Origin of the sequence: Caballeronia sp. LZ033 (genome assembly GCF_031451265.1) — a bacterium.
Lineage (GTDB): Bacteria > Pseudomonadota > Gammaproteobacteria > Burkholderiales > Burkholderiaceae > Caballeronia.
Genome location: NZ_JARUXQ010000001.1, coordinates 3,316,590 through 3,340,753, shown reverse-complemented (window position 1 = coordinate 3,340,753; position 24,164 = coordinate 3,316,590). Strand labels below are relative to the sequence as shown.

Here is a 24,164-nt window from a genome sequence, read left to right as displayed (position 1 = left end):
AGAACTCTGACAAAGTGGTGTCCATCAATCGAAAGTGATGGACATCATTGTGCTGCGTACTGAGGTCACCCCCTACAACGGTCGAGACGAGCCGCTTACATTGCTCTCGTCACTTCACTGAAAAGAGCTGAACCCGAGTTCGATCGGTATCGCCCGGTAACGAGGCCAATTTGGTGGGAAAAAAGAGAGCCACCATGGCGTTGTGCAGAAGTTCGCACGATGGCTCAAGCTTTTTTCCAGCAACAACTCCTCCCTCTGCCATCGGCGGCGGGTTAAGCGGCTGAAGAATCCTGCGTCGGTTCGAACTACTGGCTGCCTCGTCCGGTTATCTTTTGAAGTTCATCAATACGCCGCGAGGCGTCGGCTTTGTTCAATGTGTCGTCGAACTGTTCCTTTGCTTCTTCACAAAGCGTTTTCAGATACGACGCCTGAGCACCGGTCATAGGCTCGTTGCCCGTTGTCCAGTCTCCCGGGTCCTTTTCCGCGTTTGAGGTCGGATGCGATTTGGGGTTTTCTTGCGAGTCGTTAGCACTTTGTGTCATGAGGAATCTCCTTAAGCCTGGGTTCTGGCGCAATGACCGTGCCGGGGACAAATATCGAGACGCTCGCCCAAAGGACACACTGCAATTTCCCGCTATGCTTTGCAGTTCCCTCATCTACTGCAGCGCAGATGACCGCGACGCGGGTTGTTGAAGCGTGCCGTTCAGGCTCTCAGCGCTCATCATTTACCCAAGCGACCCATCATGCGTCTAACTGCTCCCTCTCCGATATCTTTGGCGCCATCAGAGCCGATTGTCATCGCCACCTCCGATCGCCATCGAGAGCGCTGCGGGGTTCCTGATGCAAAGTAAGTGATTCAGCGCAAGCGTTTCCTGCGCATCTCGCAGAGACCGCCGGCTTTCTGGCAAGGCATCACTGCCGTTTCTTCCACGCTGAAACGCACATCGGCCAAGCGCGCCGCTTCGCCAGACGTTCGCTTCTGGCGCTGTACTGAACATTCTCACATTCAAGTTGGGCGCTGTCCGTTCATCTGTTCGCAACCTGCCCAGGCGCAGCATTCATTGCCCTCCGAAACTCAAGCGCAGCACCCTTTAATCGCGCTTGCGATACCTTGGTTCGCAGCTGCGAGCGGTTCCTTTCGCCAAAGAGCAACGCGAAAGACAGCCCCACGGTGGCTACGGGATTCATAAGGAAACGCACTAGGTCTTTGCTCGACGTATCTACAGAACCGGCAAGCATTAGCGACGGATACAAGCTACCCCCGCAAAAGTCCCAAATTGGTCCCCGATGACTCGCGATGTAATCGGATGACACTGGAAACAAAAAACCCCGCGAGCCTTGCTGGCTGCGGGGTTTCGGGACTTCATCGGACGTACTAGGAATGTTGGTTGGTGGAGAGGAGGAGGATCGAACTCCCGACCTTCGCATTGCGAATGCGAACAAGTCCAAATTGATCGGAGTGGATTCACGCTTATCAAACCACATATTCCAATGAATTCAAACGGTTTTACTGAAATCATCATTCTTTTCTGTTGATCGAGATTCCCTCGCTAACGCATAATCTGGTTACATGGCGGTTACACGGAATCGCTGACTTATGGGCAAGGGGGTTCGGTGGCGAAGGTCAACTTCACTGCGGCTCGTGTAGAGGCGCATCGCTGCGAAGAGGGTAAGTCGCAGTCTTTTCTTTGGGACAGCAAGACGCCCGGGCTCGGCTTGCGAGCAACTCCTAGCGGCGCCAAGGCTTATATCTATCAAGGGAAGATCCATGGCTCGACGGTTCGGATGACGATCGGAGATCCGAGGAGCTGGACGATCGACAAGGCTCAAGAGCGCGCTCGCGCTCTCCAGACGCTTATCGACGGCGGAGTTGATCCGCGCGAGCGAGAGGCCGAGCAGAGGGCCGAACACGAAGCCCGCCAAGCAGCGAAGCACCGTCAGGACGTGACTGTTGGCGAAGCGTGGCAGCATTACTTGGAGCATCTGCGAACGAAGATTTCCCCCAAAACGAAAAAGCCGCGGTCAGAGAGATACATCCTCGATCACATCAACCTCTCCTCGCCCGGCGGCGGTATTGCGAAGCGCGGCGGCAAAGAAAAGGTGCGCGGGCCATTGGCCCCGCTCATGCCGCTCCGGTTGACGGCGATCACGGCGAGGTCCATTTCGGAGTGGCTGGAGGCTGAGATACCGCGAGGACCGACAAATGCCGGCCACGCGTTCGGTCTGTTCAAAGCGTTCATTCGATGGTGTGACAGTGATGAGGCATACGCGGGCATCATTCCCCACGACGCATATTCGTCACCGAAGGTCAAGGGCATTCTCCCCCGCAGCTCAGCGAAGGACGACTGTCTACAGAGAGAGCAGCTTTCTGTTTGGTTTAATGCCGTGCGTGGCATCGCGAATCCTGTCATCAGTGCGTACCTGCAGGGCCTCCTGATCACAGGAGCCCGCCGGGAGGAGCTAGCCGCCCTGCGCTGGAATGATGTGGACTTCCGATGGAGGAGCTTGACGATGAACGACAAAGTGGAGGGTACCGGCGGCCGGACGATTCCGCTCACCCCATACTTAGCGAGCCTACTGCGCTACCTTCAGCGTCTCAACGAGATGCCCCCAAATAGACGCCAAGCTGCTCGTCTCTTAGAAAGGGGGGAACGGTGGGAGCCTTCCGAGTGGGTGTTCGCCAGTAAAACGGCGGCGGACGGGAGGATTGCCGAGCCGCGTCATGCGCACAATCGAGCGCTGACTCCGACGGGTTTGCCTCACCTTTCCCTCCATGGCCTCCGCCGCTCCTTTGGCACGCTTTCAGAGTGGGTCGAGGTTCCGGTCGGCGTCGTCGCGCAAATCCAAGGGCATAAGCCGTCCGCGCTTGCTGAGAAGCACTATCGCCGCCGCCCTCTCGACCTGCTACGTGTATGGCACGACAAGATTGAAGCCTGGATGCTCGAGCAGGCACAGATTGAGTTCGGACCGTCAAAGTGATGGTCTACGCACGAGTGCATCGACTGAACACCAATCAAAGGGTTGGTGTTCAGCCTCAGCCATAAATCGAGGTCCATCATGCCTCTTACCGATCTGGAAGTTAGACGTGCAGCGCCACGCGAAAGGACATACCGGATCTATGATGGTCGCGGTCTGTATCTTGAAGTTGCGGCCACGGGTGGAAAATACTGGCGGCTAAAGTACCGAATTAATGGCCGCGAAAAGCGACTTGCGTTGGGTGTTTATCCTGACGTAACGCTAGCTCACGCACGCAGGAAGCGGGACGAAGCACGGGCCATGCTGGCCGATGGAATCGACCCAAGCCAAGCCAAGAAGGAAAAAAAGCGTCTCGCCAAATTGGGCCCAGCAAATACATTCAAGGTCGTTGCGCTGGAATGGTTTGAGAGACAGGCGCCAGGATGGACCGACAGCCACTCGGAAAAAATTATGGGGCGCCTCATGAAGGATGCGTTTCCCTTGTTGGGGCCGCGCCCGATGGCAGAGATAACTGCGCCTGAAGTTCTCGAAGTGTTGCGCCGCGCCGAATTGCGTGGCGCAAACGACACCGCACATCGGCTCCACCAGACTTGCGGGCAGATCTTCCGTTACGCGGTTGCAACTGGACGGGCGATGCGCGACGTGAGCGTTGATCTCCGTGGCGCTTTGCGGCCCAATAAGCACACACACTTCGCGGCTCTTACCGACCCGAACAAAGTGGGTGAAATGTTACGGGCGCTAGACGGATTCGCCGGCACCTTCGTTGTTGGCGCTGCATTGCGACTAGCGCCTCTGTTGTTCGTCCGCCCCGGGGAGCTGCGTCAGGCGGAATGGTCACAGTTTGATCTGGATCGTCGCGAGTGGCGCTACATCGTATCGAAAACGAAAACTGAACATCTTGTCCCACTTGCGACTCAGGCTGTGGACATCCTGAGAAAGCTGCATGGCCTCACTGGAAACGGGCGATTCGTATTTCCTGGCCGAGATCGCAGGAAGCCAATGAGCGCAGCAGCAAGAAACGCCGCATTGCAGCGACTAGGATTTGACACAAAAACCGAGATCACTGGGCATGGCTTTCGCGCTATGGCGAGAACGATTCTTCACGAGCGACTTCGCTTTCCGGCGGAAGTCATAGAGCATCAACTTGCGCATCGAGTTCCGGGTATTCTCGGCACTGCTTACAACCGAACGAGGTTCCTTGATGACCGAGTCAAAATGATGCAGGCTTGGGCTAACTATCTCGATCTACTGAAAACGGGACATGAAAGGAAGAGTGAGGAAGTCGGAGACATGGAGGCCCCGACGCTCCATGTAACCGAAGGTGTCCACAGCCCAAATTTGCTTAAGGCGTTTCTATCCGGCGCTGATCTCGGTAGCGATGGTTCCGATAATAGCGCCCATCCACTCTCCTACTTGGCTGTCGCGAAGCTTCTCCGCTATTTCGCGCACGCATTTGCCATCGCGCACTATGCCGATAGACTCAACCATAAAGCCACGGCGCGTTAACGCAGTCTGTGGCCCGAACGCAAACCGCCAAGATTTCCACGAGATCGCCTCGCCGTTTTTTACATCAGCTCGCGCCCGCAACCGAACTACATGACGCCCGCTCTCGATCTCACCTGCGCCACGCTCACATCCGTTAGTTGCGCATAGCACTGCCAGCGGAACACGGAACGCGCGCACGGAGCGCCTGACAACTGACAAAAGTCTCCAGTTGCGGCACTTCACGCACCCCAATTTTTTTGTCAGCATTGCCGTTTGAACGAATCGACGCGTATCCCGAAGAGATTAACTACTGAATTTCAGCGACAATTTAAAAGACCTATCCCCTCTGCAACCTTACCGAACTGGTGGATTCCACCAGTTCGGCTAAAATGACGAGCATGATGCCCGACCACAGCGCTCCCAAAACCACGCCCGCCCACTTCTCCGGCCACGAGACGTTTCCTTTGCGTCAGATGTGGCTCAAGAAGGTTTGCCATGAAGCGGTCAACGGCCAAATTAGCAAAACTGTCTTCACCGATGTCGACGCTATTGCGACCTTTGGGGTTGGCAAAAACATGGTGGCCTCGATTCGGCATTGGGCGTTAGCTTGCGGTGTCACTTCCGAAGCAGGCGATCATTTCAAAATGAGCAGTCTTGCCTACGAAATTCTTAAGGACGGTGGGCTTGATCCATACGCCGAGAACCCGTCATCGGCATGGCTTGCACATTGGCAACTTGCTGGTCGATGCTATCGCTCGACGACTTGGTATTGGTTGTTCAATCACGTAACGGCTCCGTCGTTTACGCGTCAGGAGCTTGAAGAGCCGTTGGCGCGCTATGCGCGTCAACTCGATCCCAAACATCGTCTTTCCGCGTCGACGCTCTCTAGAGACTTGGAGACATGTCTACGTAGTTATGCGCCGCGTGCGGCTGGGGGATCGCCCGAGGATTTCGCCGAACCGTTGCTAGGCGAGCTAGGTCTGCTGCAAGAGGTTCACAAAGGCCAATATGCATTTCGACGCGGCCCTAAAGCTTCTTTGCATGACGGCATCTTTGCCTACGCCTTAGTCGATTTCTGGAACCGCGAAGCGGGTGGGCAAAGTTCGCTAGCTTTTGAGACCATTGCTTACGCTGATGGCTCCCCCGGTCGCGTTTTCAAACTTGACGAGGAGTCGATCGCCCAACGGCTGATCGCGCTCTCGGACTTCACCGATCGCAAACTCGAGTGGACCGACTCTGCCGGCCTTCGACAAGTCCACCGAAAGGACCTGACGAAGGACGACCACAAAAACATGATCAGACGCGCCTATGACTGACAACAAGCAAGTGGCTCTGTCGGACATCGTCCAAATTTCGCGCCAATATCAACGCTCTATCCGCGTCGACGCCGATATTGGACGCGTAGACGCCCTCTCCGGCTACATCTGCCACACCACTGCCGGCGCCGTGGTCGATAGCATGTGCGTGCAACTCTCGGGGACCAACCAACGCAGCTTTACTTGGACCGGTCCCTTTGGCGGAGGCAAGAGCTCACTGGCCGTCGCGCTGGCGAGTGCGCTACATCCCGACAAGAACCTACGGGTGAAAGCGCGCGAAGCCTTGCACTTGAATTCCAAGCCCGCCTTCGACAAGGCCTTCCCGGTCCGAAAAGGATGGTTGATCGTGCCGGCCGTGGGACGGCGCGGGAGCGTCGTCGCAGCGCTTAATGCAGCCCTTCGGCAAGCGCAGGGCAAGACGGTTGACGGCCGCAGCAAGCCTAACGGCCAAACCGTTATCGCGGAATTGCTCGAGGAAGCGCAGGCCCGTCCACATGACGGTGTGCTGGTCATCATCGACGAGATGGGAAAGTTCCTGGAAGCCTCAGCGCTAGGTTCCGGGGATGATGTCTATTTTTTCCAAGAACTCGCCGAAGCCGCCGCACGCTCAGACGGTCGCTTGGTGGTAGTCGGCGTACTGCATCAATCCTTCGCGCAGTATTCCGCTCGGCTTGGCATCGACACTCGTGAAGATTGGGTTAAGGTACAGGGCCGGTATGTCGACTTACCTTTCGTGGCAGCCAGCGACGAAATTGTAGAACTTATCGGCCGCGCGATCGAAACTGATCGACAGCCGGACTGGATTCCCGACGCGTCAAAAGCGATCGCCGACGCTATCCGCTCGCGCCGCCCCGCTGCAGGGCAGCGCCTCGCAAGCGCGTTGGCCGGCTGTTGGCCGCTCCATCCGGCCATGGCTGCACTTCTTGGACCAATCTCCAAACGTCAATTCGGGCAGAACGAGCGCAGTACATTTGGTTTCCTGTCATCAGTTGAGCCGAATGGCTTTCGCTCCTATCTGAACTCGACCGCCGTCAGTGAGGCAACTTGGTATCGCCCCAGCGACTATTGGGACTACCTTCGCTCAAATCTTGAGCCAGCCATCCTCGCCTCCCCTGACGGGCATCGTTGGTCGCAAGCAGTCGAAGCGGTCGAGCGAGCCGAGGCTAAGACCGGTGATCCACTGCTAGTGTGTCTGATCAAGAACATCGCGATCATCGATCTCTTCCGTAACGGTTCTGGCTTGGCGGCCGACGCCGCCGTCATCAAGGTCCTCTTTTACGACAAGACACAAGAGGAACTCGACGCCGCGCTGCAAAAGCTTTCTGCTCTCAAAATCGCCCTTTACAAGAGCTACACGGGCGCTTGGTCGGTGTTCGAAGGCAGCGATTTCGACATTGACTTAGCCATCGCACAAACTCTCGCAGCCTCGCCTGGCGTTGACTACGCGCGCCTCGCGCAGCTCATGGGATTACATCCGGTGGTCGCCAAGCGTCATTACCACGAGACGGGTTCCATGCGTTGGATGGAGCTGTCTTTGTGCAGTATCGAGCAGGCAGAAAAGATCTCCGCTGACTTCCGCCCACGCAAGGGCGAGTTCGGAACCTTTATCCTAGCTCTGCCCGACAAGGGCATGAGTCCGAGGGCCGCGCGCCTTCGTGCGCAAGCGTGCTCGAAGCTTCGCCCTTGGCCAGTGCTGGTCGGTATTCCGGACAACCATGCCCGTATCGGCGAGCTCTCTGCCGAACTGGTGGCATTAGAACAGGTGAAAGATCGCCATGAACTGTCCGGAGACGCTGTAGCTCGCCGCGAGGTCTATGCGCGGTTGGCCGCAACTCGTGCGAATCTGGAAGACCAGCTCCAAGCCGCGGTGTCGTTGGCGAAATGGCACGACGGCACAGACCGCATCGTCGAACCCGGGTCGAAATTATCGCCTGTGGCGTCTGAGCTTGCCGACGAGCTTTTCCGCGCATCGCCGCAGGTATGGAGCGAGCTAATCAACCGCGATAGCGTTTCTAGTAACAGCGTGAAAGCACGCCGCGATCTGCTGCATGCGATGATCGACTCCGAAGACCGAGAGGCACTCGGCTTCGAGGGCTTCGCTGCCGAACGCGGCCTCTACGAGACACTGCTTAAGAGCACCGAGTTGCATCGCCAAGATGCCTCCGGCGCGTGGCGTTTCATTGCTCCGTGCGATGGATCGGGAAGCAGCTTCGAGCGCCTTTGGTGGGAAGCCCGTGCGCTCTTCTCGGACGGCGACACTCGAGTGGGTGCCCACGAGATCTACGCACTCTGGAATGCGCCCCCTTTCGGAATGAAGCAGGGCATCCAACCGGTGATCCTCACAGCGTTCATGCTTGCTCATAAGGCAAATATCGCCGTCTACAAGGACGGGATGTTTGTGCCCCGACTCACAGATTTCGATATCGACGAATGCTTGCAAGACCCCGATCGCTTCTCGTTGCGTTGGGTGGCAATCGACGAGGACAAGAATCGAATCCTCAATGGCATCGCGAAGCTACTAGCAGAGATCGGTGAGAATGCGGAGGCGGCCGATCCGCTCGAAGCCGCTCGCGGCTTGGTAGCCATGGTGTTCAACCTGCCAGAATGGGCTCGACGGACGCAACGCTTGGGCGAAACAGCTAAGGCCATGCGCGACATGCTCTTGAAGGCCAGCGACCCACACAAGGTTCTGTTTGTCGATCTGGCGTCGTTGCTGAACGCCGTCGACGGCAAGTCCTATGTAAACGCTCTTCGCACACCTTTGCAAGAGCTAGCGAACGCCTATGGAAAAATGCTCGCTGAAGTCGAGGGCAAGATGCTCGACGCACTCGACGCGCGGATGGGCGATCTCGAAGCGTTGCGCCAACGCGCTCGGTCCGTCTCTGGCATTTCTGGCGACTTGAGGCTGGATGCGTTTGCGACGCGCCTAGCCAACTTCGATGGAGGCAGAGCCTCGCTTGAGGGTATCCTCAGCCTTGCTGCCGAGAAGCCCCCCCGTGATTGGGTGGATCGGCACATCGACGCGGCCATCTTGGAGCTGACAAAGTTCGCCAGACGTTTCCGTGAAGCGGAGGCTTTCGTGGCAGTGCAAGGTCGCGAGGCACACAGCGAAGCGATCGCTGTCGTCATCGGCGCAGGGTCAAATACTGAGACAATTTCGCGCTCGTTCGCGATCTCCGACCGCCATCGTCAGATCGTGGAGTCCAAGGCTGACGAAGTCGCCTCAATGCTTGAGCGCCAAGGTTTAGGAACCGATGTATTGCTGGCAATTCTGGCCAAGGCTGGAATGAAGCTAGCGTCTGTCGATAAGGAGGCCGCCAATGGCTGAGCGTCATGTTCTGGGGATTTCCGGTGGCAAGGATAGTGCGGCACTGGCGGTCTACATGCGCGACCGTCATCCCGAGCTCGATATTGACTATTTCTTCACCGATACCGGCGAGGAACTGCCCGAAGTTCATGAATTTCTCGGCAAGCTCGAGGGGTACTTGGGAAAGCCCATCGCACGACTCAACCCTGGTCGAGACTTCCGATTCTGGTTGCGCCAGTACAACCATTTCCTACCCAACCCACAGAGCCGTTGGTGTACGCGTAAGTTAAAGCTTGCGCCATTTGAAGACTGGGTTAGGCCTTGGCTGGCAGCCGGCGACGAGGTCACTTCATACGTGGCTATCCGCGCGGATGAAGACTATCGCGAGGGATACGCAGCTAAAGCCGACAATCTGTTTGTGAAGCTGCCGTTTCGCGAAGCCGGCATTGACAAGGCGAAAGTAATCGACATTTTGGAAAACTCCGGCGTCGGGTACCCCAAGTACTACGAGTGGCGCTCTAGAAGCGGCTGTACGTTCTGCTTTTTTCAGCAGAAGATCGAGTGGGTCCGCCTGAGAGAAAGGCATCCTGACGCTTATGAGGCAGCGAAGGCGCTTGAGAAAGACGCCTTGGAGCACGGAGCGCCCTTCACCTGGTCGAAAGGAGAGTCGCTAGTGGACATGGAGCAGCCGGAGCGCGTCGCCGAGATCGCGGCGGAATATGAAATCCGCCGCGCCCGTGCCCGCAAGAGTATTCCCATTAACCCCCTGCGGCCGGTGAGAACCTCGCCGGAGGACATCGACGATGTCTACGGGGAGGATGAGGGCAACGGTGCCTGCAACGTCTGCCACAAATGACAGTAAATCGCCGCCAGTCGGCGGCGATTCCTCAGGGATTTAACCAAGAGCCATAAAGCACGTTCCATACTCGGCCAAGCATAGCTGAAGACCGCGCCTCAATCTCTGCCTGACCCCACGACGCGTGCGCAGCAATATCGACAAGATGAGGCAACGCCGACGACGTTGCATCATTGATGAAATCCTTCGCTGCCTTGTGCACGGCACGTCCAGTACTCGCGTAGTGAGTAGACGCCGCTGGAGCCTTGTGCGGATCCGCTAGCCATCCGTAGACCTCCATCTTCTCTTCCCAAGGTGCGTCTTGCAACGACTTGTTCACTTTGCTCGGCAAAAAGGTCAGGTTGCCGATACGGTGAACGCTTGCGGGCACGGGAGCCAATGCGACCGCGTGAATGTGCTCCACGTCGTCCACCGATGTCCATGGGTCATTTGGCACGAGGTTCGATTTGATGGTTGCGCCGATGTCGATGAAGATGAACAGGCGGCAGAGCGTCTTAAGCTCGTCGTAAGTCAGATTCGTTTCGATGAGCCATTTCTGCTCGATCGTCTGCTTGGCGGCGAGGGCGCCAACCTTCTCCGATAGTTTTCCCTTAAAATACGCGGCCAGATCGGGCGGCGATTTCAACGGCTGCCCTCCAGCGATGGATAGGTCATCCACCGAACCTTTATTCAGTAGAGCCCGATAGGTCTTCGGAAGAGCGTTGGTCGGGTATGCAGCTCGCCACAAGCTGTAAAACGCGACCACGATCTTGAGCACCTTTCCAACATCAGCACGCTGGGTGAGGTAATAGCGTAGCAGCAGCGGAATGGCGATGTCATGAGACATCGCCTTCAAGAAGCGCACACAATTCTTGGCTTCATCGTCGAACCAAGCATCCGTCGCGGTCTGATCAAGCCAAACCGTTCGGAAGAAATCGGCAGCGTCCTCGAAATGGGCGATGAACTGCGGAGTGACATTGCCGTCGAGGTAGTGCTTGAGCGGCACGAAATGGATACGCGGACGATCTCCCGAGTAAACTTGAGCCATCGAGAAGATCAGCGTGTTGGAACGCGAGATCACCTCGTCGCGCTTACTCGCATCATAATCCAGCAGCAGCTCCGTCTTAGGGAACTGAGCGCTGAACTGCCGCACCGCCTTCGAACGATACACCTCGAAGGCAGTCAGAGGCTCACTGGTGGAGTTCAAGGGTTCGAACATCGTGAAAGCTGTGTCCTGATCGTCGGCGACGACTTGAACAACAGTACACTTCGACAGGAAGTGATCGCTAAACCTCGCGAAATTCTCTGCTTCCAGCTCCTCGTTCACCCATTTGACGATGGCGTTGCGAGTATCAACGAGCCGGTGCCCGGCACCCTCTAGCCACTTACCATGGCCGGCGAATGCATTAAGCATCCCGGCCAAGTCCGATTGAAACCCCGTATCGTAATTGTCGCCGTCACGAATCAGGACCGGGACCGTCTTTCCAGTCCGCGTACGTGACGTCGAAAAAAGCATATCGAACTCAAGCGGCGGCGAATAGACCAGGCCTTCTTTGACCAACGTCTTGTGACGCTCATTCAACGCATACCCGATGATCGCGAAGACGGTTAGGCGCTGTTGCCCATCAACGATCTCCCACATAGTCGATGGAGCAATCGTGGTCGGGGAGTTATTGCCGAAGGGATTCGCGTCGCGAATGTCGCAAAACAGCAGCGTGCCGAGCGAGGTGATCTTGGCATTATCGGTAGCGTCTTGAAGAACAGCTTCCATCAGCTCTTCGGCCTTTCTCGAATCCCACGCGAACGGCCGCTGATAAATCGGAATGACGTATGCCTTGTTTACGGTCTCGTAAAGCTTGAGCACCGGGATCGCATGTGCATCCATATTTTTCTCTTCCTCTTTTTTTAGTTAGTGTTATCAGCCCGGATAGCGGCGACCGCCGCTTCGATGTCTTGATCCGATAGGAACGGAGCTTGAGCGAAGACCAGACCTTGCTCGCCGTTAAGCTTGGCGGCTAGGTGTCCGCGACCCAACAGCAATTCGGCTCCAGGCCTGTCGAGCGCGATCTTGGACGTTGCTTCGCTGGACACCTTCAAAATCAAACGGTTGCCGAGGTTCTCACGCAGTTGCATGGGCATCACGTCCTTATCAGGGCGCTGCGCCGCGAAAATCAAATGGATTCCGGCCGCGCGGGCCTTCACTCCTAAGCGCTGAACTGCGGCCCCCACCGCGGACTTATAGGCGTCGTCCAGCATCCAGTCGGCGAACTCGTCGTGAACCAGGAAGACCATTGGAAGCCGCTCCTCAGCCGAAACCTTCGAGTTATAGGTCGGCAAATCGCGAGCCCTAGCCTTGGCGAAGGCCCGATAGCGGTCCTCCATCTCTTCAACCAAGGCCCCGAGAACTTCGGATGCTCTCTCTTTGGTCGTGACGATCTCTTCGCGCATGTGTGGCAAGTCAGCCAACGGGGCATAGTCCACGCCCATCTTGGGGTCGATCAAGATGATCTGAGCCAGCTCTTTTGGGTTTGTCGCTGCAATGTCCAACAGCAGCGCCTGGATGAGCACTGACTTGCCGCTGCCCGTCGCGCCGGCCACCAGTGAATGCGGCTCATGCGATGAGAGGCCGCCGAATTCAGAACCAAGGTTCAAATACAGCAGCGCACCGTTGATCTCCTGTAGTCCGAGCAGGAAAGAAGTGTTTATGCCAGCGACGTTGCGATTGAGCTCGCGGCGGGACCACAATTCCCACAACGACACCGCCTGCCTCTTCGCTCCTGCGACTGTCACCACTATCTCGCCTGGTTTCGGCTGAACCGTCACCAAGTTGATTGCGTGAGTAGTCAGTAACTGCGTGCGCTTGTTCTCTATGTCCTCAACACGCATCCTGTCTGAACCCGCCAATCGAACTAAGCAACCATTGGGCGTCAAGCGTACACCCAGAATCGCAGCCTGCAGACCATAGCTATTCAGCGCTGCCTTCAGCTTCTTTTTCACCTCTTCTGCCCAAGCCTCACGCTCGGCGTCCCCTTGCCCTCCGCCCGCGAATTTGGTAGCCACCAGAGCAGAAAGCGAAGCGCCAAGATCGATTGGCGCCGCAGGGACTGAGGCTGGCGCCGATGCCTCAACGATTTTTGACACTTCGGCCTGATCTTGCGCGAACGTCTCGTGCTCGGTCGTCGGGTCACTCGATTGGCTCAGGCCGCCGGCATCCGAAACAACGATTGAAACCTCATCTTCGGAAGACTCCACGGGGCCGCTGGCCAGCTGTCCTATCGCCGCGAGCCACGGTACCCGAGCAGCAGGCTTCTTGAAATCGTGCCCAGCCCATGGTTGATGGGGCCCAAGTCCAGCACGAGCCTCGAATCCGCCGTCCCCCTTCGCATAGGCCTCGCCAAGCTTTCGAAGATCATGTCTGTCAAAAACCTCCTGCCAAGCTTGAACGCCTTCAGTGTCGTCGAGCAGCTCTTGGTCGGAGGCAGATGCGGAGCCTGCATCCGAGGTATGAACATAGACCTGCGAGTAGCCACGGAGAGAAATCTCCACGTCGCCTTCACGCAGCTTCGCCCTCGCCCGCTCCATCAGATCCGTCATGTTTGGTGGGATATCGGCGTCGATAAGCATATCCGCCAGGCGAGCGAGCCACACGTCGCGATCCAGGCGACCCGGGTCGCCGAACAGAGCCTCGCGGAACATGCCCAGCGTTGCCAAGAGCTGGTCCTTAGAGTCACGGCGGGCCTTAGCCAATCCGTCTGCCCCAACATACTTCGATTCGACGATCGAAATAACGACACGGATTCCATCGTCTCGCTCCTCGACATTAAGCGCGAGGATGTCGGCGATGCGACTTTCAGGTTGCGACAGCCAACTCGCATAGTCGTCGAGCAGAAAATACGCAGTCAGCACCTGACTACCAGCAGCGGAAGCCTTGAACTCCTCCGCAAGCAAGTAGCGGCTGAGGACCAAGCCGATCATTTCGCCTGCAGAGACACCGCGCTTAGCCGCGCGAAGCACAATGTCACCGGAGACAGAAAGCGCATCGCGCCGCGCCTTGGCGACGGTAGCCTCAAGTTGTTCGGGATCGAGCTGCAGATTCAGCTCTTCCAAGCGACGGCGCACAAGCACGCCGAGTAGCCGTAGCTCGGAGGTCGAGCTGACGATCATGTTGCGGCCGTTAGTCGAGCCACGACGGTAGCGCACCACCGTAATGTCGTTGTGTTGGAGCTGACGCTTATCGAGCAGCTCATCGTAGGTCGCCACCCATTCTGCTAGGTCGTGCGCGTCCTTGATCATGCCAGCCAAGGCGGCGCTTTGAAGCGAGATACGACGCGCGGGCAGGTATCTCTCGTCGGGCGAAGCATCAGTTTCGCGGTCGACAGCCGCAACGGCGGAGACATAAGCCCAGCCCGACGCGGTCTGCCAAGGGCATGTCAAATATGTCGTCGATTTGAGTTCGTTCTCGCCCGAGACACTACGATAGGACCATCGCGATGGGGCATGATCCAAATTGGGTCGGTCATTGGTCCAAGGAACCGGAAGCCATTCCGATTGTGCCGCACGGGCGACCACGTCATGCAAGAAAGCCACGTCGAAGGCTTTAAATCCCTGCTCACTTTCGCCGGGTGTAGCCGAGATCGGAGTTACGGAAATGCGCAACTTCGAGAGGAAATTATCGCTCGTCTCGCTAACCACTGGCAGATCAGGATCATCGCCAGCCTTGTTCACCAGTTCGCCATAAACCGTTCGAAGCTTTGCCGGATCCGAGTGGCGCACCGACACGCTGCATCGGAGCTTTCCATCGGCTTGAATCGACGACAGCTCCCGTACAGTCGCAAGGGGCAACTCCGCGGCATCGGCGTTGTAGAGCACTACGCTCAGATTGGAAGCCTCATGCGGCTGCAATCCGACGTAGCGCTCCAAAAGCTCACGTGCTTGCTTTGCGGCGGCGGCTGGTTCGACATCGGTCATCGCGTCTTCAGTACCGCGTGTGGGCGACTCCAAAAGACTATAGCCGTTGACCGTGCTGCTTTCCGAGACGAGCGCTGAGGTACTCGTGCGCTTGAGGATAGCGATCTCGGGATAAAACGGGTGTGCAATCTCGTCGGAGAGCTCCCGCATGAAGATTTCGCGGTCGCCATAGAGGATGCTGTTGCTTGACAGCAAGTGAGTGGCAAAGCCCGCCACGCGCCGGGACTTCACCGCTAGCGCCTTCATGCGCTCAGGATGCCACGGAGGGATGATCAACGCCGGATTGTCACCAGCCACGCGGACTGTACCAACCGAGAGGACCTCGGAGACCAAGCGCGAACGGCAAACGTCACCGCGAGCATGAGCCATCAAGGACGTCAGCAGTGCGCCAAAGGACTCCGCCTGACGCATAACGGCCTCACCATGGACGCCAGTGGACACGAAGTCCTCCATCGCCTTGATGTACTGGCCTTCGAACTCGTCCCACGCGCCTCGAATCTCGTCTCGTTGCTGTGGCGTGATCCGGCCATCCTCCGAAAGCTCCTTGATTCGCCCCTTTATATCCAAACGAAGGCTGCGCAACTTGTTGGCCGCGGGGACTAGCGAACCGGCATCCGTTGAATAAGTAGCCTCCAGGGTCCCTGTGTCGAGCAGCGAGACGTTCTGGACGCCGCCTTTCTTGCTCACGAGCCTGCGAGAAACCTCAGTGCATCCGACGCCCCCCTTCTCAAGGAGGCGGCGCATGTCGGCAACCATCGATAAGCCTATCGAAGTTGGTTTGTAGCTCCACAAGAGTTGGGTCTTGGCCAACATCGTTTCTTTGCCGCTCGCGGTCTGCACCAACGCGACATCGAACTTGATCTGCAACGCTGCCCGTGAAAGCGAGGCGTTCGGTCGAATCTTGTTCTTCTTGTCGCCGCGCAGTTCCTTTTCCTTGGAGAAAAAGGCTTCGTAGTCAAAGAGCGGGTCGGGCAAATTCGCGTTGCCAAGCCGCTCGACCTTCCAATCCGCCCTGGAACCCATCAGCTCCTTCAAACCGCGGTACATCGCTGAGAAGTACGTTCCAGCGTCGTAGTTGAAACGCTCGCGCCACTCCTTACGTCCCTTGGTGACAGTAAAGCGCAAGATGCGCTCACCCTCTGGATCACGAAGGCCCGCATGTAGGCTATTGACCACACGTGCAAAGCCGTCAAAGAAGTCATTGCACTCGATGGGTTTGCCATACAAGGCCTTTTCCCAACGAGCACAGAGCTTCGCGTCTTGCTCGAGCAATCGGCGATGCTTGACGAAGAACTCCTCGTCTTCCTCATTAAAGTCAGAACGGCGTTCGCGCGATTTCAGATCATCCAAGAGTGTGCGACTCTCGGCATCGAGGGAATGTTCCTGATCGCAGTCGTGATCGAAAAACCGGATCGTAGAATCTGCCAAACCAAGCTGCTTTTCCTTAGGCTTGTCGAAGGCCAAGTAAACGCCGTCACTTTCCCATTCGAATTGCGCCAGTGTCGTGGCCGCCTCTTGATCGCCAGCGGGAGCGGCAGCGAATTCCTCCAAGGCTTGCCGCGCGCCATCGGTAATATCCGACTCGTTAGCTTTGATACGCTCTAAAAGCTCTTCAGCATCGAGCAACTGGCCGTTCTGCCGAAGCTTCTTGAGCAGTGGCGCACGCTGCGCGAAAAGTTTGATGAAGGCCTTCTGCCACGGCTTGCGTGTCATCCCAAACGTCTTGGCGTTCGAAAAAAAAGAGCTATCCCTAGGAAGCCCCGCTCGAGGCAGGGCGAAACCGACTGCGTCGCGAATGGCCAAGCCGCGACTAGACAAAGCTTCGACAATGTCAGAACAAAACTCGCCAAGCTGAATAAGCGAAAGTTCGGAGGAGGAAAGCAGTCCGCCAATCGCAGCGTGAAATACTGCGCGGTCGTCCGGGACCGGCGAAAGGCCGCCCGCATACAACGCAGCCTCCACCCACGGCTCGGGATCGGCGCGCATCTCTTTGGCGCCAATGGCCATTACATGGCCCAATGTGTCTGCGAGGTTGTGTTCATTCCCATTGGCGGTAAGAATCGCCGCCTTGGAAGTTACAGCGTTGTTGCGCACATACCCTGCGTTGTGAGAGATCAGGATCTCTGCTGGGAGGCCTTGGCTTTCGACCAATGCCTCCGGGATCATAAGCTCCACGCGCGCGACCAGATCGGGATTGGCCAACACTGCCCGCGCCACTGCGGCGATTTGGCCAGCAGAGAGCTTGTCAAGCCGAAAGAGCGCTGCCGAATCTCCCGGCTGGTCCGGATTCGAAATGCGCTTGGCGAGAATGTATGCGCCGACGCGCCCAATGATGCGATCGGTCAGCATTCCGCCTCTCCCTTGAACGCGAACGGATTTTCAACAAACGAGCAGGAATCAGAAAGCCTGCGGACCAAACCCAATCCAACCAGTCTGGCTTCGAGGTTGTCTCGGTTCTCGCTGAGCTCCTCTTGGTCAACCAACTTGGCATCGACCAAGCGCGCACCTTCTGCGTCACCCAATACTAGACCATAGCGCCGCTTGGCTTCGGCGAGAAACTCATCAAATTGCATGCGATCTTCGACAATGGCAACCACAATCGACTTCAGCAACCTGTCATTGGGCGCGTACCGTGTTCGGCGAGATAGCCGTCGCGAACTGAGTCCGATCGCGCGCGACCAAGACGCGTGAATCTTTCCGACGTGCTGCTCGTGGCGTGCAAGTGAGAGTTCAACGAGATCCCCGACGAGGGCGTCTGGACTCTTTCCGGTGTAGTCCTCGTCGTCGCCCCCATCTAATGACGGCCACTGGAAGCGTTCGCGCATAAGCTTCACTCGCTCAGCGTCCGGGAACTCATTCGAGCCAGCGTCGTTCCAGAGTGTGTCCTGCCGAATAGACTCGACATATGCGCGCACTGCCTTAGCGGGCAACCCCTGGTTGAATTGGTAGCTATCGCCCGAGAGTGCTCTAACCTTCGTGCGCTCCTTGGAAACGATCTCGCAGACGATCTCAACGGGATCATCGTCGCGCGCGATCCGCTTGGCCCGCTCCAGGAAGTAAAGAAGCATATTGAGGCCAGAGATGGCAATTAGGTGCTCCAAGGCATCGTAGATCGGCATGTCCCTGCCGAGAATGGATAGCCAGTCTTCACAAATTCGGTCAAACCGTGCGTTAGCAACCTCGGGCAAATAGCCGGAAGACCGCGGGTCGTCGGCTAGCTGAGGTGCACCTTGCAGTGCACGCGCGAGTCGATTCATTGGAGCTTCGCGGTCGAATAGGCGCCTCGCCAAGGTGTCGCCGAGCTCTGCGCCCCGTTTCGCTCGCGTGAGCATTAGATAGAGCAACTCGCCAGTGCGCGCGAAAAAGCGGCGGTCGTTACTCATCTTGCCGCGCGAGTCAATTTCCAAGTCCTCGTAGAGGGCATCGGGACCGAAGGGGAAGACGAACTTCGAACTCCAACGCTTGTTGCTACGGGACTCGAAGGAGGAGGAGCGCAACAGCTCGATGGCCTTGGCAAAATCGTCGAAGTTTGAGAACGAGTGACGCAGGTAGACCATGTCGTCGTCGCCGTTACCCGTCTTGCCCTGATCAAACTTCTCAAACCACTGCTTCCATTTCTCCGCGTCTGGCAGGGCGCTTTCGGCAATGGATTCGACGTAAGGGTTGTTGAAGAGCAGGCCGCGCAGCCGGATTTGACGTTGCGGTTGAAACTTGACCGCGCCACCCAAATCTTCTTGAGGGCGTAGAGGCTTGCCCAGGTTCGAACCGAGCACGCCCAAAAACTCAAGCACAGTCAAGTGCGGAAGCTGCTCGTCGTACAGGCGGTGGCCCCAGATGTTCTCGTCGACGCAAAAATCGACGCTTTTGATCTCTGGGCGCTTGATGATCTCGCTCATGCTGGGGCTCTCACAGTTACGGGACGAGCGAAGCCACGGCCTCCCGGTTCGATGTCAATGAAATTCAGCGTAAGCGCGGACGCTTCCCCACCGACTTCGTCGTCGTCGCCGGCGAGCCTTGCGATGCGAACAATCTCCGCCTTTCGCAGCAATTTGGCCTTAAAGGCCAACAGATCTTCGAGGCACTCATTGGAGAAGCTCGCTGGCAACGCGCCGGCCGCTACAAGCGACAGGAACTCGTGACGGATAGGAGTGAGGTCAAACGCAACGGAATTGCCGGGACCGGGCGAGAGCGAAACATCGAGCTGCGGGCGGCCAGTCACTTCGTCGAGCTTGATTGCCATGCCAACCCCGCCCTGCCGGCGGGACGGCGTCTCATGGTCGCAGAGCACGCTAACGCGGCTTTGCGTGAAGCCTCCGGAGCTGGCAATGAAGATACGGTCGACATTTTCCAACAACAAGCCGGTCATGACGCGATTAAGCCCTTTGGCGATGCGCCCACGGACCGTTTCGCTGACTGGTTTCTTAGACTTCAACGATTCGATCATGTCCAAGTAGTCGCCAGCGAAGTGGAAAGCGGTCATGGACCAGCGGGGATAGCCGGCCTCCGTGTCCGGCACGGTGAAATAGAGCCGGCGGCGCTGGGCCTCGAGCATTTCCAAGAACTCGGATGAGCCGCCTTCAAGACGAGCACCCTCGTACCCCTCCAAATACGCGTTCTGGGCAGCACGAAAGCTTGGAGTTGCTCCGTAGACCTGGTCGCCACCAACTAACCGATCAAAGTCGGCTTGAAGCCGAGAATCGTCCTTTCCGTAGACTAAGAGGCCGTCAGCGGCGTTGGTGGTTTCCTCGCCTACGCCGAAGCTGGCCATTGCCTTGAAGACGGGACGATCAAAAGCTCTCCGCTTCGGCAGGTTTGCCCCGAATGCATTGGCATAGATGCTCGCTTTGCCGATGTCGCCGCAATCCACAATTTTGGCCACATCCGCGCAAGTCATCAGGTTCTCCTTGGCATCTTTAGCATCGGAGTAGCCCAAGACCATATTCGAGCACAGAGCAAGGAGGTCGCGAACGGGAAGATGAAGTCCGTTGAGCCGCGCGATCTCGATCAAATCACCTAAACGGCGAGCGAGCTGCCCATCATCGGCCTCACCGAGAAGCCTGCGGCGGTTTTCATCGATGGGGCAGACCTTACCTGCTGCCTTGAGCGAGCAACGCTTGCAGTTTTCCCACTCGGTGTGACCCGCTACCGCCTTGGCGACTTCTTCGAGCGTCTTTCGACTCGTTGTGCGGCTAAGGTCGAATACAGCGAGCCGAAGGGGTGACGGACCCGCTTGCAAGAATCGCTCTTGCAGGGGCTTGCGAAGCGGGTGTATCCGGTCTTGCCGCTTTCCCAAATCACGCAAGCGGTCGAGCAATTGGCCGTGGTTTGCAGCCAGGATAACCACCTCGGAGTCGTCGCTTCCCAATACAGACTTTTCAAGCCGCTGCAGCGGCAGATCGCTCTCCTCGCCGTTAAATTCGGAGAGGTCCTTTATAAAAACAGCTAAGCGACCGTCCGCAATTCTGAGCTCCTTGATGTTGCCCTTGCTCGACCACTCTTTCGGATCGCCTCCCAATCGCGTCCACAACGCGCGACAGTGATAGGTTTTGCCGTCGCCTGCAGTACCAGCGATCAAGATAGAGCCCGGAGTCCTGGAAGCCACATGCTCCACCATCGCTTCCAGCAACGGTGTCGACAAACCGATGGGTTGTACTTTGGCCCTTGCAAGCGCACCTGTCACATACTCATCGAACATCGTTAAGTTGTTCGGTGTCGGGCCATAGCTTCGAAGAAATCGAACCCAGGCTGCTGAAGGCAGTGCGTACGAGCTACCATCCCCCTGCTGTTCAGAATCAGTCATGTTGGTCTCCCTCGGGTTACCCGACGCAACGCCGGATACAGACGCGCCTGTGCGGCCGCGGACCCATGAGCGCGACGGGGTATACGTTGTAAATTTCGACCGGTAGATGTGAAAAGGGCTGCCAATGGACATCCACTAAAAGGACCTCAGGAGCCCCCGAAGCATCCTGCCGGCGCCGAAAAGACGGCGGTGCAAACAAGATCTTCTTATACATTTTGCCCCCCGAAGTCGTATCTTATTATCGGCAGAAAATGGCAATTCTTTCATAGGTTGCCAGCCTTGCACAGCATCCGACGCGCAAATGCTACTGGCTCAGAGGCCTTTTTTTTGGCGACGAGGCATGATGATCTAGGGAGACGCAACGGCACGACACCGTCATCGTTCCGATTCAGTCCTACTCGTCCTCGACGGGCCCCATCAAATGCCGACGCGGCGGCGCCTCGGGACCAACCTGCCCTCCGACGTCTCGATCATATCGATCACCTGTCGAACTGGCGTCGGACTATAACTAATGTGGATGGGCCGCTTGCTACCGTAAAAATACAGACGGTCGAACTTCACGTTACCTATGATCCACTCGACAACGTCAGCCATATCCTCGTCCTCGATAAGGAAATCACATGCCGCGCCGAGACGGTCGCAGATATGTCCGCCACGACGCGCTCGCTCGTGCGCAGCGTGTTGATCTAGCTTTGGCGCAATCCGCCCATTTATCTTTGATGCCAATACTGGCGAACAAAAGCCGAACGTCAGTTTGATCATGCCAAAGTACTCGATGACTGGATCAATCACAAGGGAAGCCAGATCAAAGATCGCGTTAAAGCTTTCCGGCTCAAGTGGAATATTTTCGACACCTAATGCTGCCTGCGTTTCACCGCATTCAATTAAATCGCGAAACGTTAAATAACGCCCACAATTCTGATCCAATGACGGAATCGATTTAGATCGAATCAACCTATAGCCATCTACAACCAATCGCATTTCATCGATTTTCTTGTTAAACGCCTCAGCATTCGGTCCGTAACCATCAAAATCGAACACCCCTAACTCATCCAGCGCGGACTCAAACAACACTTGCTCAGCAAAAAAAGGCGACTCCTCGTTAAGGAAGCGAGATTTTCTATATAGATACGGTTCAGGATAAGCATCCCCGTAGTCGAAAATTGTCAACTCCTGCTTACGCAAATTAATCTTTACCCGCTGAATCATTCGAGGCAATGGCGATCCAAAAAAATCGTCAAATTTCATCATCGTCAGCTTCCCAGACGAAATATGAATCTTCAAGAGATCGGCGCTCGTGACATCGCCATAAAGAACCGTACCGCAACCAATATAGGCACGAAGAATTGGAGGCAGTCGCTCGACGAGGCCCGTATGGAGCTGAAGAGATACACCGTCCTCCAGCCATCCTAGACCTTGCTCCGCCGCCTGAATGCACGCACTAGATATCTGCGCCACATCCGCCAAGCTGAACAGTAGCTGTTTGCCGGCGAAGAGTGCATTAGGATAGCTGCCGAAGAATGCTTTCACGTCAGTCTGGAGTTGGCGCTCGAGCCTGCTGTATGGGGAACGCTTGTCGAATTCCAGTAACGCGAAGTAGACACGGAGATCATCCGTGCGCGAGGACGCCGCTCGCTCAAGGAGCAGCGTGGCATCGTCCTTTGTCTCTTTGAGAAACCTGATAGCGGCAGCTAGCGATCCGAACGCGCCAACCTCTTGCTGCAGCCCCTGCAATTCGTTTCTGACCGGATCGCGACCGAGCGTCAGGCAAAGTCGCCAGAGTTCATCGAGAGACTCCCGATGACGGTCATACAACAGCTCGAGGCGATTTGTCCGGCGCTTAGCAACAGGATTTTCTGCTGTGCTTCGAGGCGCCGGACGCGCCGAGGACGTGGGCGGGACGATTCGGCGCTTACTTTTAACTCGAGCAAAACGAAAGCGCTGCTCGTGATCCTTATCCTTGAAGACGAAAAATACACCCGGGCCGACCGCTATGGCATCGTTCCCCGTGACGCGTTCTATGAAAGCCTTCAATTCCGCTTGCGAGTAGTATTTCTGGAAGGTATTTCTCGAAGTTAAGACGCCGTCACCATAGGGGACACCGCGGACAGAATCCTGATTTGAAAGCATGGCTGAAACGACAAGGATTTCGTCCGATAGAGAGTACGACGTCTTAATAGCGAATTCACGCTCGGCCACGTTCTCGATCACATTTACGACAAATCCAAGATTAACGATGGAAGCAGATACAATCGGCTGCTCATTCGCGTAGTGAGGATCCCAGCCTGCGGCGTCAATTCCAAGCCCCTTGAGTCCTCTTATGTCGTCTCCCCGGCCGCAACCGTAATCGAATATCGAACGCGTTCCGTCGAGAAATCCAAAGCGTGAAAGCATTTGTATCGGTGCCGAAAAGCTGTAGCGGCACAACGCAGTGCGATGACGTTCTATTACGCCGAAACTGCTCTTGTCCTGCGAGTCCTCTGGCTCGTTGTTGGCAATCGGGACAAGATTGTGTTCCACCAAGAGATAGCCATGCTGCTTTATAAGAGCATCGAAAGTCAGCCGAAAGCCGATACGCGCCGGGTCATCGAATAAACCAACCTGCTCTGCCGCCTGCGTCAACTTTGTGAAAGCTTCCCGGCGTGGATGATCGCTCGCTAGGAGAAGCTCTTTACGATGCAGGATCGGGGGGTTGATTGACGATTCATAGCTCCGATATCGATACTTCTTCTGATCGAGATCAATAGACCAGCTGCGGAACAGCGCTGGGAATGCTTCGTCAAAAAACTTCGGATAGTCGAGCAACGACATATCCGACATAGAGTGCCGCAGCCGAATGACGTTGAAATCCCTGCCGGCAGTGAGCGTCGTCAGCGATATGCCTTCGTCCACAGTGTGCCGCATCGTATCCGGAAGGAATTCTAGAAGCGACACGTGGAAATATATATCCCGTGAAACGACCTTTCCGATATGAGTCTCAGGATGAGTCGGATGAATTTCCCGAGTCGTTGTCAAATTCATGTCCTTGCGCTCTCGATATCGACACAGCGGTCCGGGCGCCTGACGCCACCCACTCCCATAAAGAACCGCCGATTTTCGGCCAGACAACAGGATAACTCGCATCCAACCCGCGTGAAACTTCGAGCGCTCTGGGGCCGTCAAACCGACCGTCGCCGGCGTCCGTCAGCACCTCGGCTGTTCTCAGGCTAGAACTTCCGCTTTGCGCCGCCAGTTCGCCGACCTTACGGCATAAGCCGGGCGCGTCCTGCGCCCGGTCCGTTTGTTATTTCACGCGATCACGTCGTCCGGTTCTTCCGGAGGCCCGTGGTCGCGTACCTGCGGAGCAACTCATTCATGAAACGAACTTTGTGCATCTTCCGCGTCCCGGTCCTGTAACAAAAGGACTCGGCGTCGTGACCGGTATCACAGCCATCAGCAGTAAGCGACTGGCCTGTTGCGGTTGAGCACCGCCACGAC

General features: G+C 56.7%; 11 protein-coding genes and 1 tRNA gene. 5 read left to right on the top strand and 7 right to left on the bottom strand.

Translation table 11 applies throughout. From position 1 onward, the window contains the following. Positions 1–305: 305 nt before the first annotated feature. Both QCE62_RS15565 and QCE62_RS15560 read right to left on the bottom strand, forming a co-directional pair. A complete protein-coding gene (locus QCE62_RS15565) occupies positions 306–542 on the bottom strand; it encodes a DUF3072 domain-containing protein (RefSeq protein WP_309919477.1) in 237 nt (78 codons plus the stop codon). Positions 543–1,389: 847 nt separating this feature from the next. Beyond that, positions 1,390–1,490: transfer RNA gene (locus QCE62_RS15560), tRNA-Ser, on the bottom strand. 124 nt (positions 1,491–1,614) lie between these two features. Here QCE62_RS15560 and QCE62_RS15555 point away from each other — a divergent pair. The 5 genes from QCE62_RS15555 to QCE62_RS15535 all read left to right on the top strand — a co-directional run bounded on the left by QCE62_RS15555 (position 1,615) and on the right by QCE62_RS15535 (position 9,940). After that, entirely contained in the window at positions 1,615–2,979 is a 1,365-nt protein-coding gene (locus QCE62_RS15555; RefSeq protein WP_309919475.1) for an integrase family protein, read from the top strand. A gap of 78 nt (positions 2,980–3,057) precedes the next feature. Next, positions 3,058–4,482 (top strand): phage integrase central domain-containing protein, encoded by a 1,425-nt coding sequence (locus QCE62_RS15550; RefSeq protein ID WP_309919472.1) that lies wholly within the window; start codon positions 3,058–3,060, stop codon positions 4,480–4,482. A gap of 377 nt (positions 4,483–4,859) precedes the next feature. After that, positions 4,860–5,777 (top strand): DUF4007 family protein, encoded by a 918-nt coding sequence (locus QCE62_RS15545; RefSeq protein WP_309919470.1) that lies wholly within the window; start codon positions 4,860–4,862, stop codon positions 5,775–5,777. Next, positions 5,770–9,105: an ATP-binding protein gene (locus QCE62_RS15540; protein ID WP_309919468.1), complete on the top strand. Its 3,336-nt coding sequence runs from the start codon at positions 5,770–5,772 to the stop codon at positions 9,103–9,105. The genes QCE62_RS15545 and QCE62_RS15540 overlap by 8 nt, the downstream gene beginning before the upstream one ends. Then, entirely contained in the window at positions 9,098–9,940 is an 843-nt protein-coding gene (locus QCE62_RS15535; RefSeq protein WP_309919465.1) for a phosphoadenosine phosphosulfate reductase family protein, read from the top strand. The genes QCE62_RS15540 and QCE62_RS15535 overlap by 8 nt, the downstream gene beginning before the upstream one ends. 31 nt (positions 9,941–9,971) lie before the next feature. On the opposite strand, the gene QCE62_RS15530 is transcribed toward QCE62_RS15535, so the two are convergent. The 5 genes from QCE62_RS15530 to QCE62_RS15510 all read right to left on the bottom strand — a co-directional run bounded on the left by QCE62_RS15530 (position 9,972) and on the right by QCE62_RS15510 (position 23,708). Then, a complete protein-coding gene (locus QCE62_RS15530; protein WP_309919463.1) occupies positions 9,972–11,804 on the bottom strand; it encodes a DUF262 domain-containing protein in 1,833 nt (610 codons plus the stop codon). Between the two features lie 20 nt (positions 11,805–11,824). Beyond that, positions 11,825–17,236: an FtsK/SpoIIIE domain-containing protein gene (locus tag QCE62_RS15525; protein WP_309919460.1), complete on the bottom strand. Its 5,412-nt coding sequence runs from the start codon at positions 17,234–17,236 to the stop codon at positions 11,825–11,827. Then, complete coding sequence (locus QCE62_RS15520; RefSeq protein WP_309919456.1) at positions 17,230–18,783, bottom strand: hypothetical protein; 1,554 nt, start codon at positions 18,781–18,783, stop codon at positions 17,230–17,232. The genes QCE62_RS15525 and QCE62_RS15520 overlap by 7 nt, the downstream gene beginning before the upstream one ends. Then, a complete protein-coding gene (locus tag QCE62_RS15515) occupies positions 18,780–20,687 on the bottom strand; it encodes a hypothetical protein (RefSeq protein ID WP_309919454.1) in 1,908 nt (635 codons plus the stop codon). Before QCE62_RS15515 ends, QCE62_RS15520 begins: the two co-directional genes overlap by 4 nt. Positions 20,688–21,104: 417 nt before the next feature. Further along, positions 21,105–23,708 (bottom strand): DNA phosphorothioation-associated putative methyltransferase, encoded by a 2,604-nt coding sequence (locus QCE62_RS15510; protein ID WP_309919451.1) that lies wholly within the window; start codon positions 23,706–23,708, stop codon positions 21,105–21,107. Positions 23,709–24,164 lie beyond the last annotated feature (456 nt).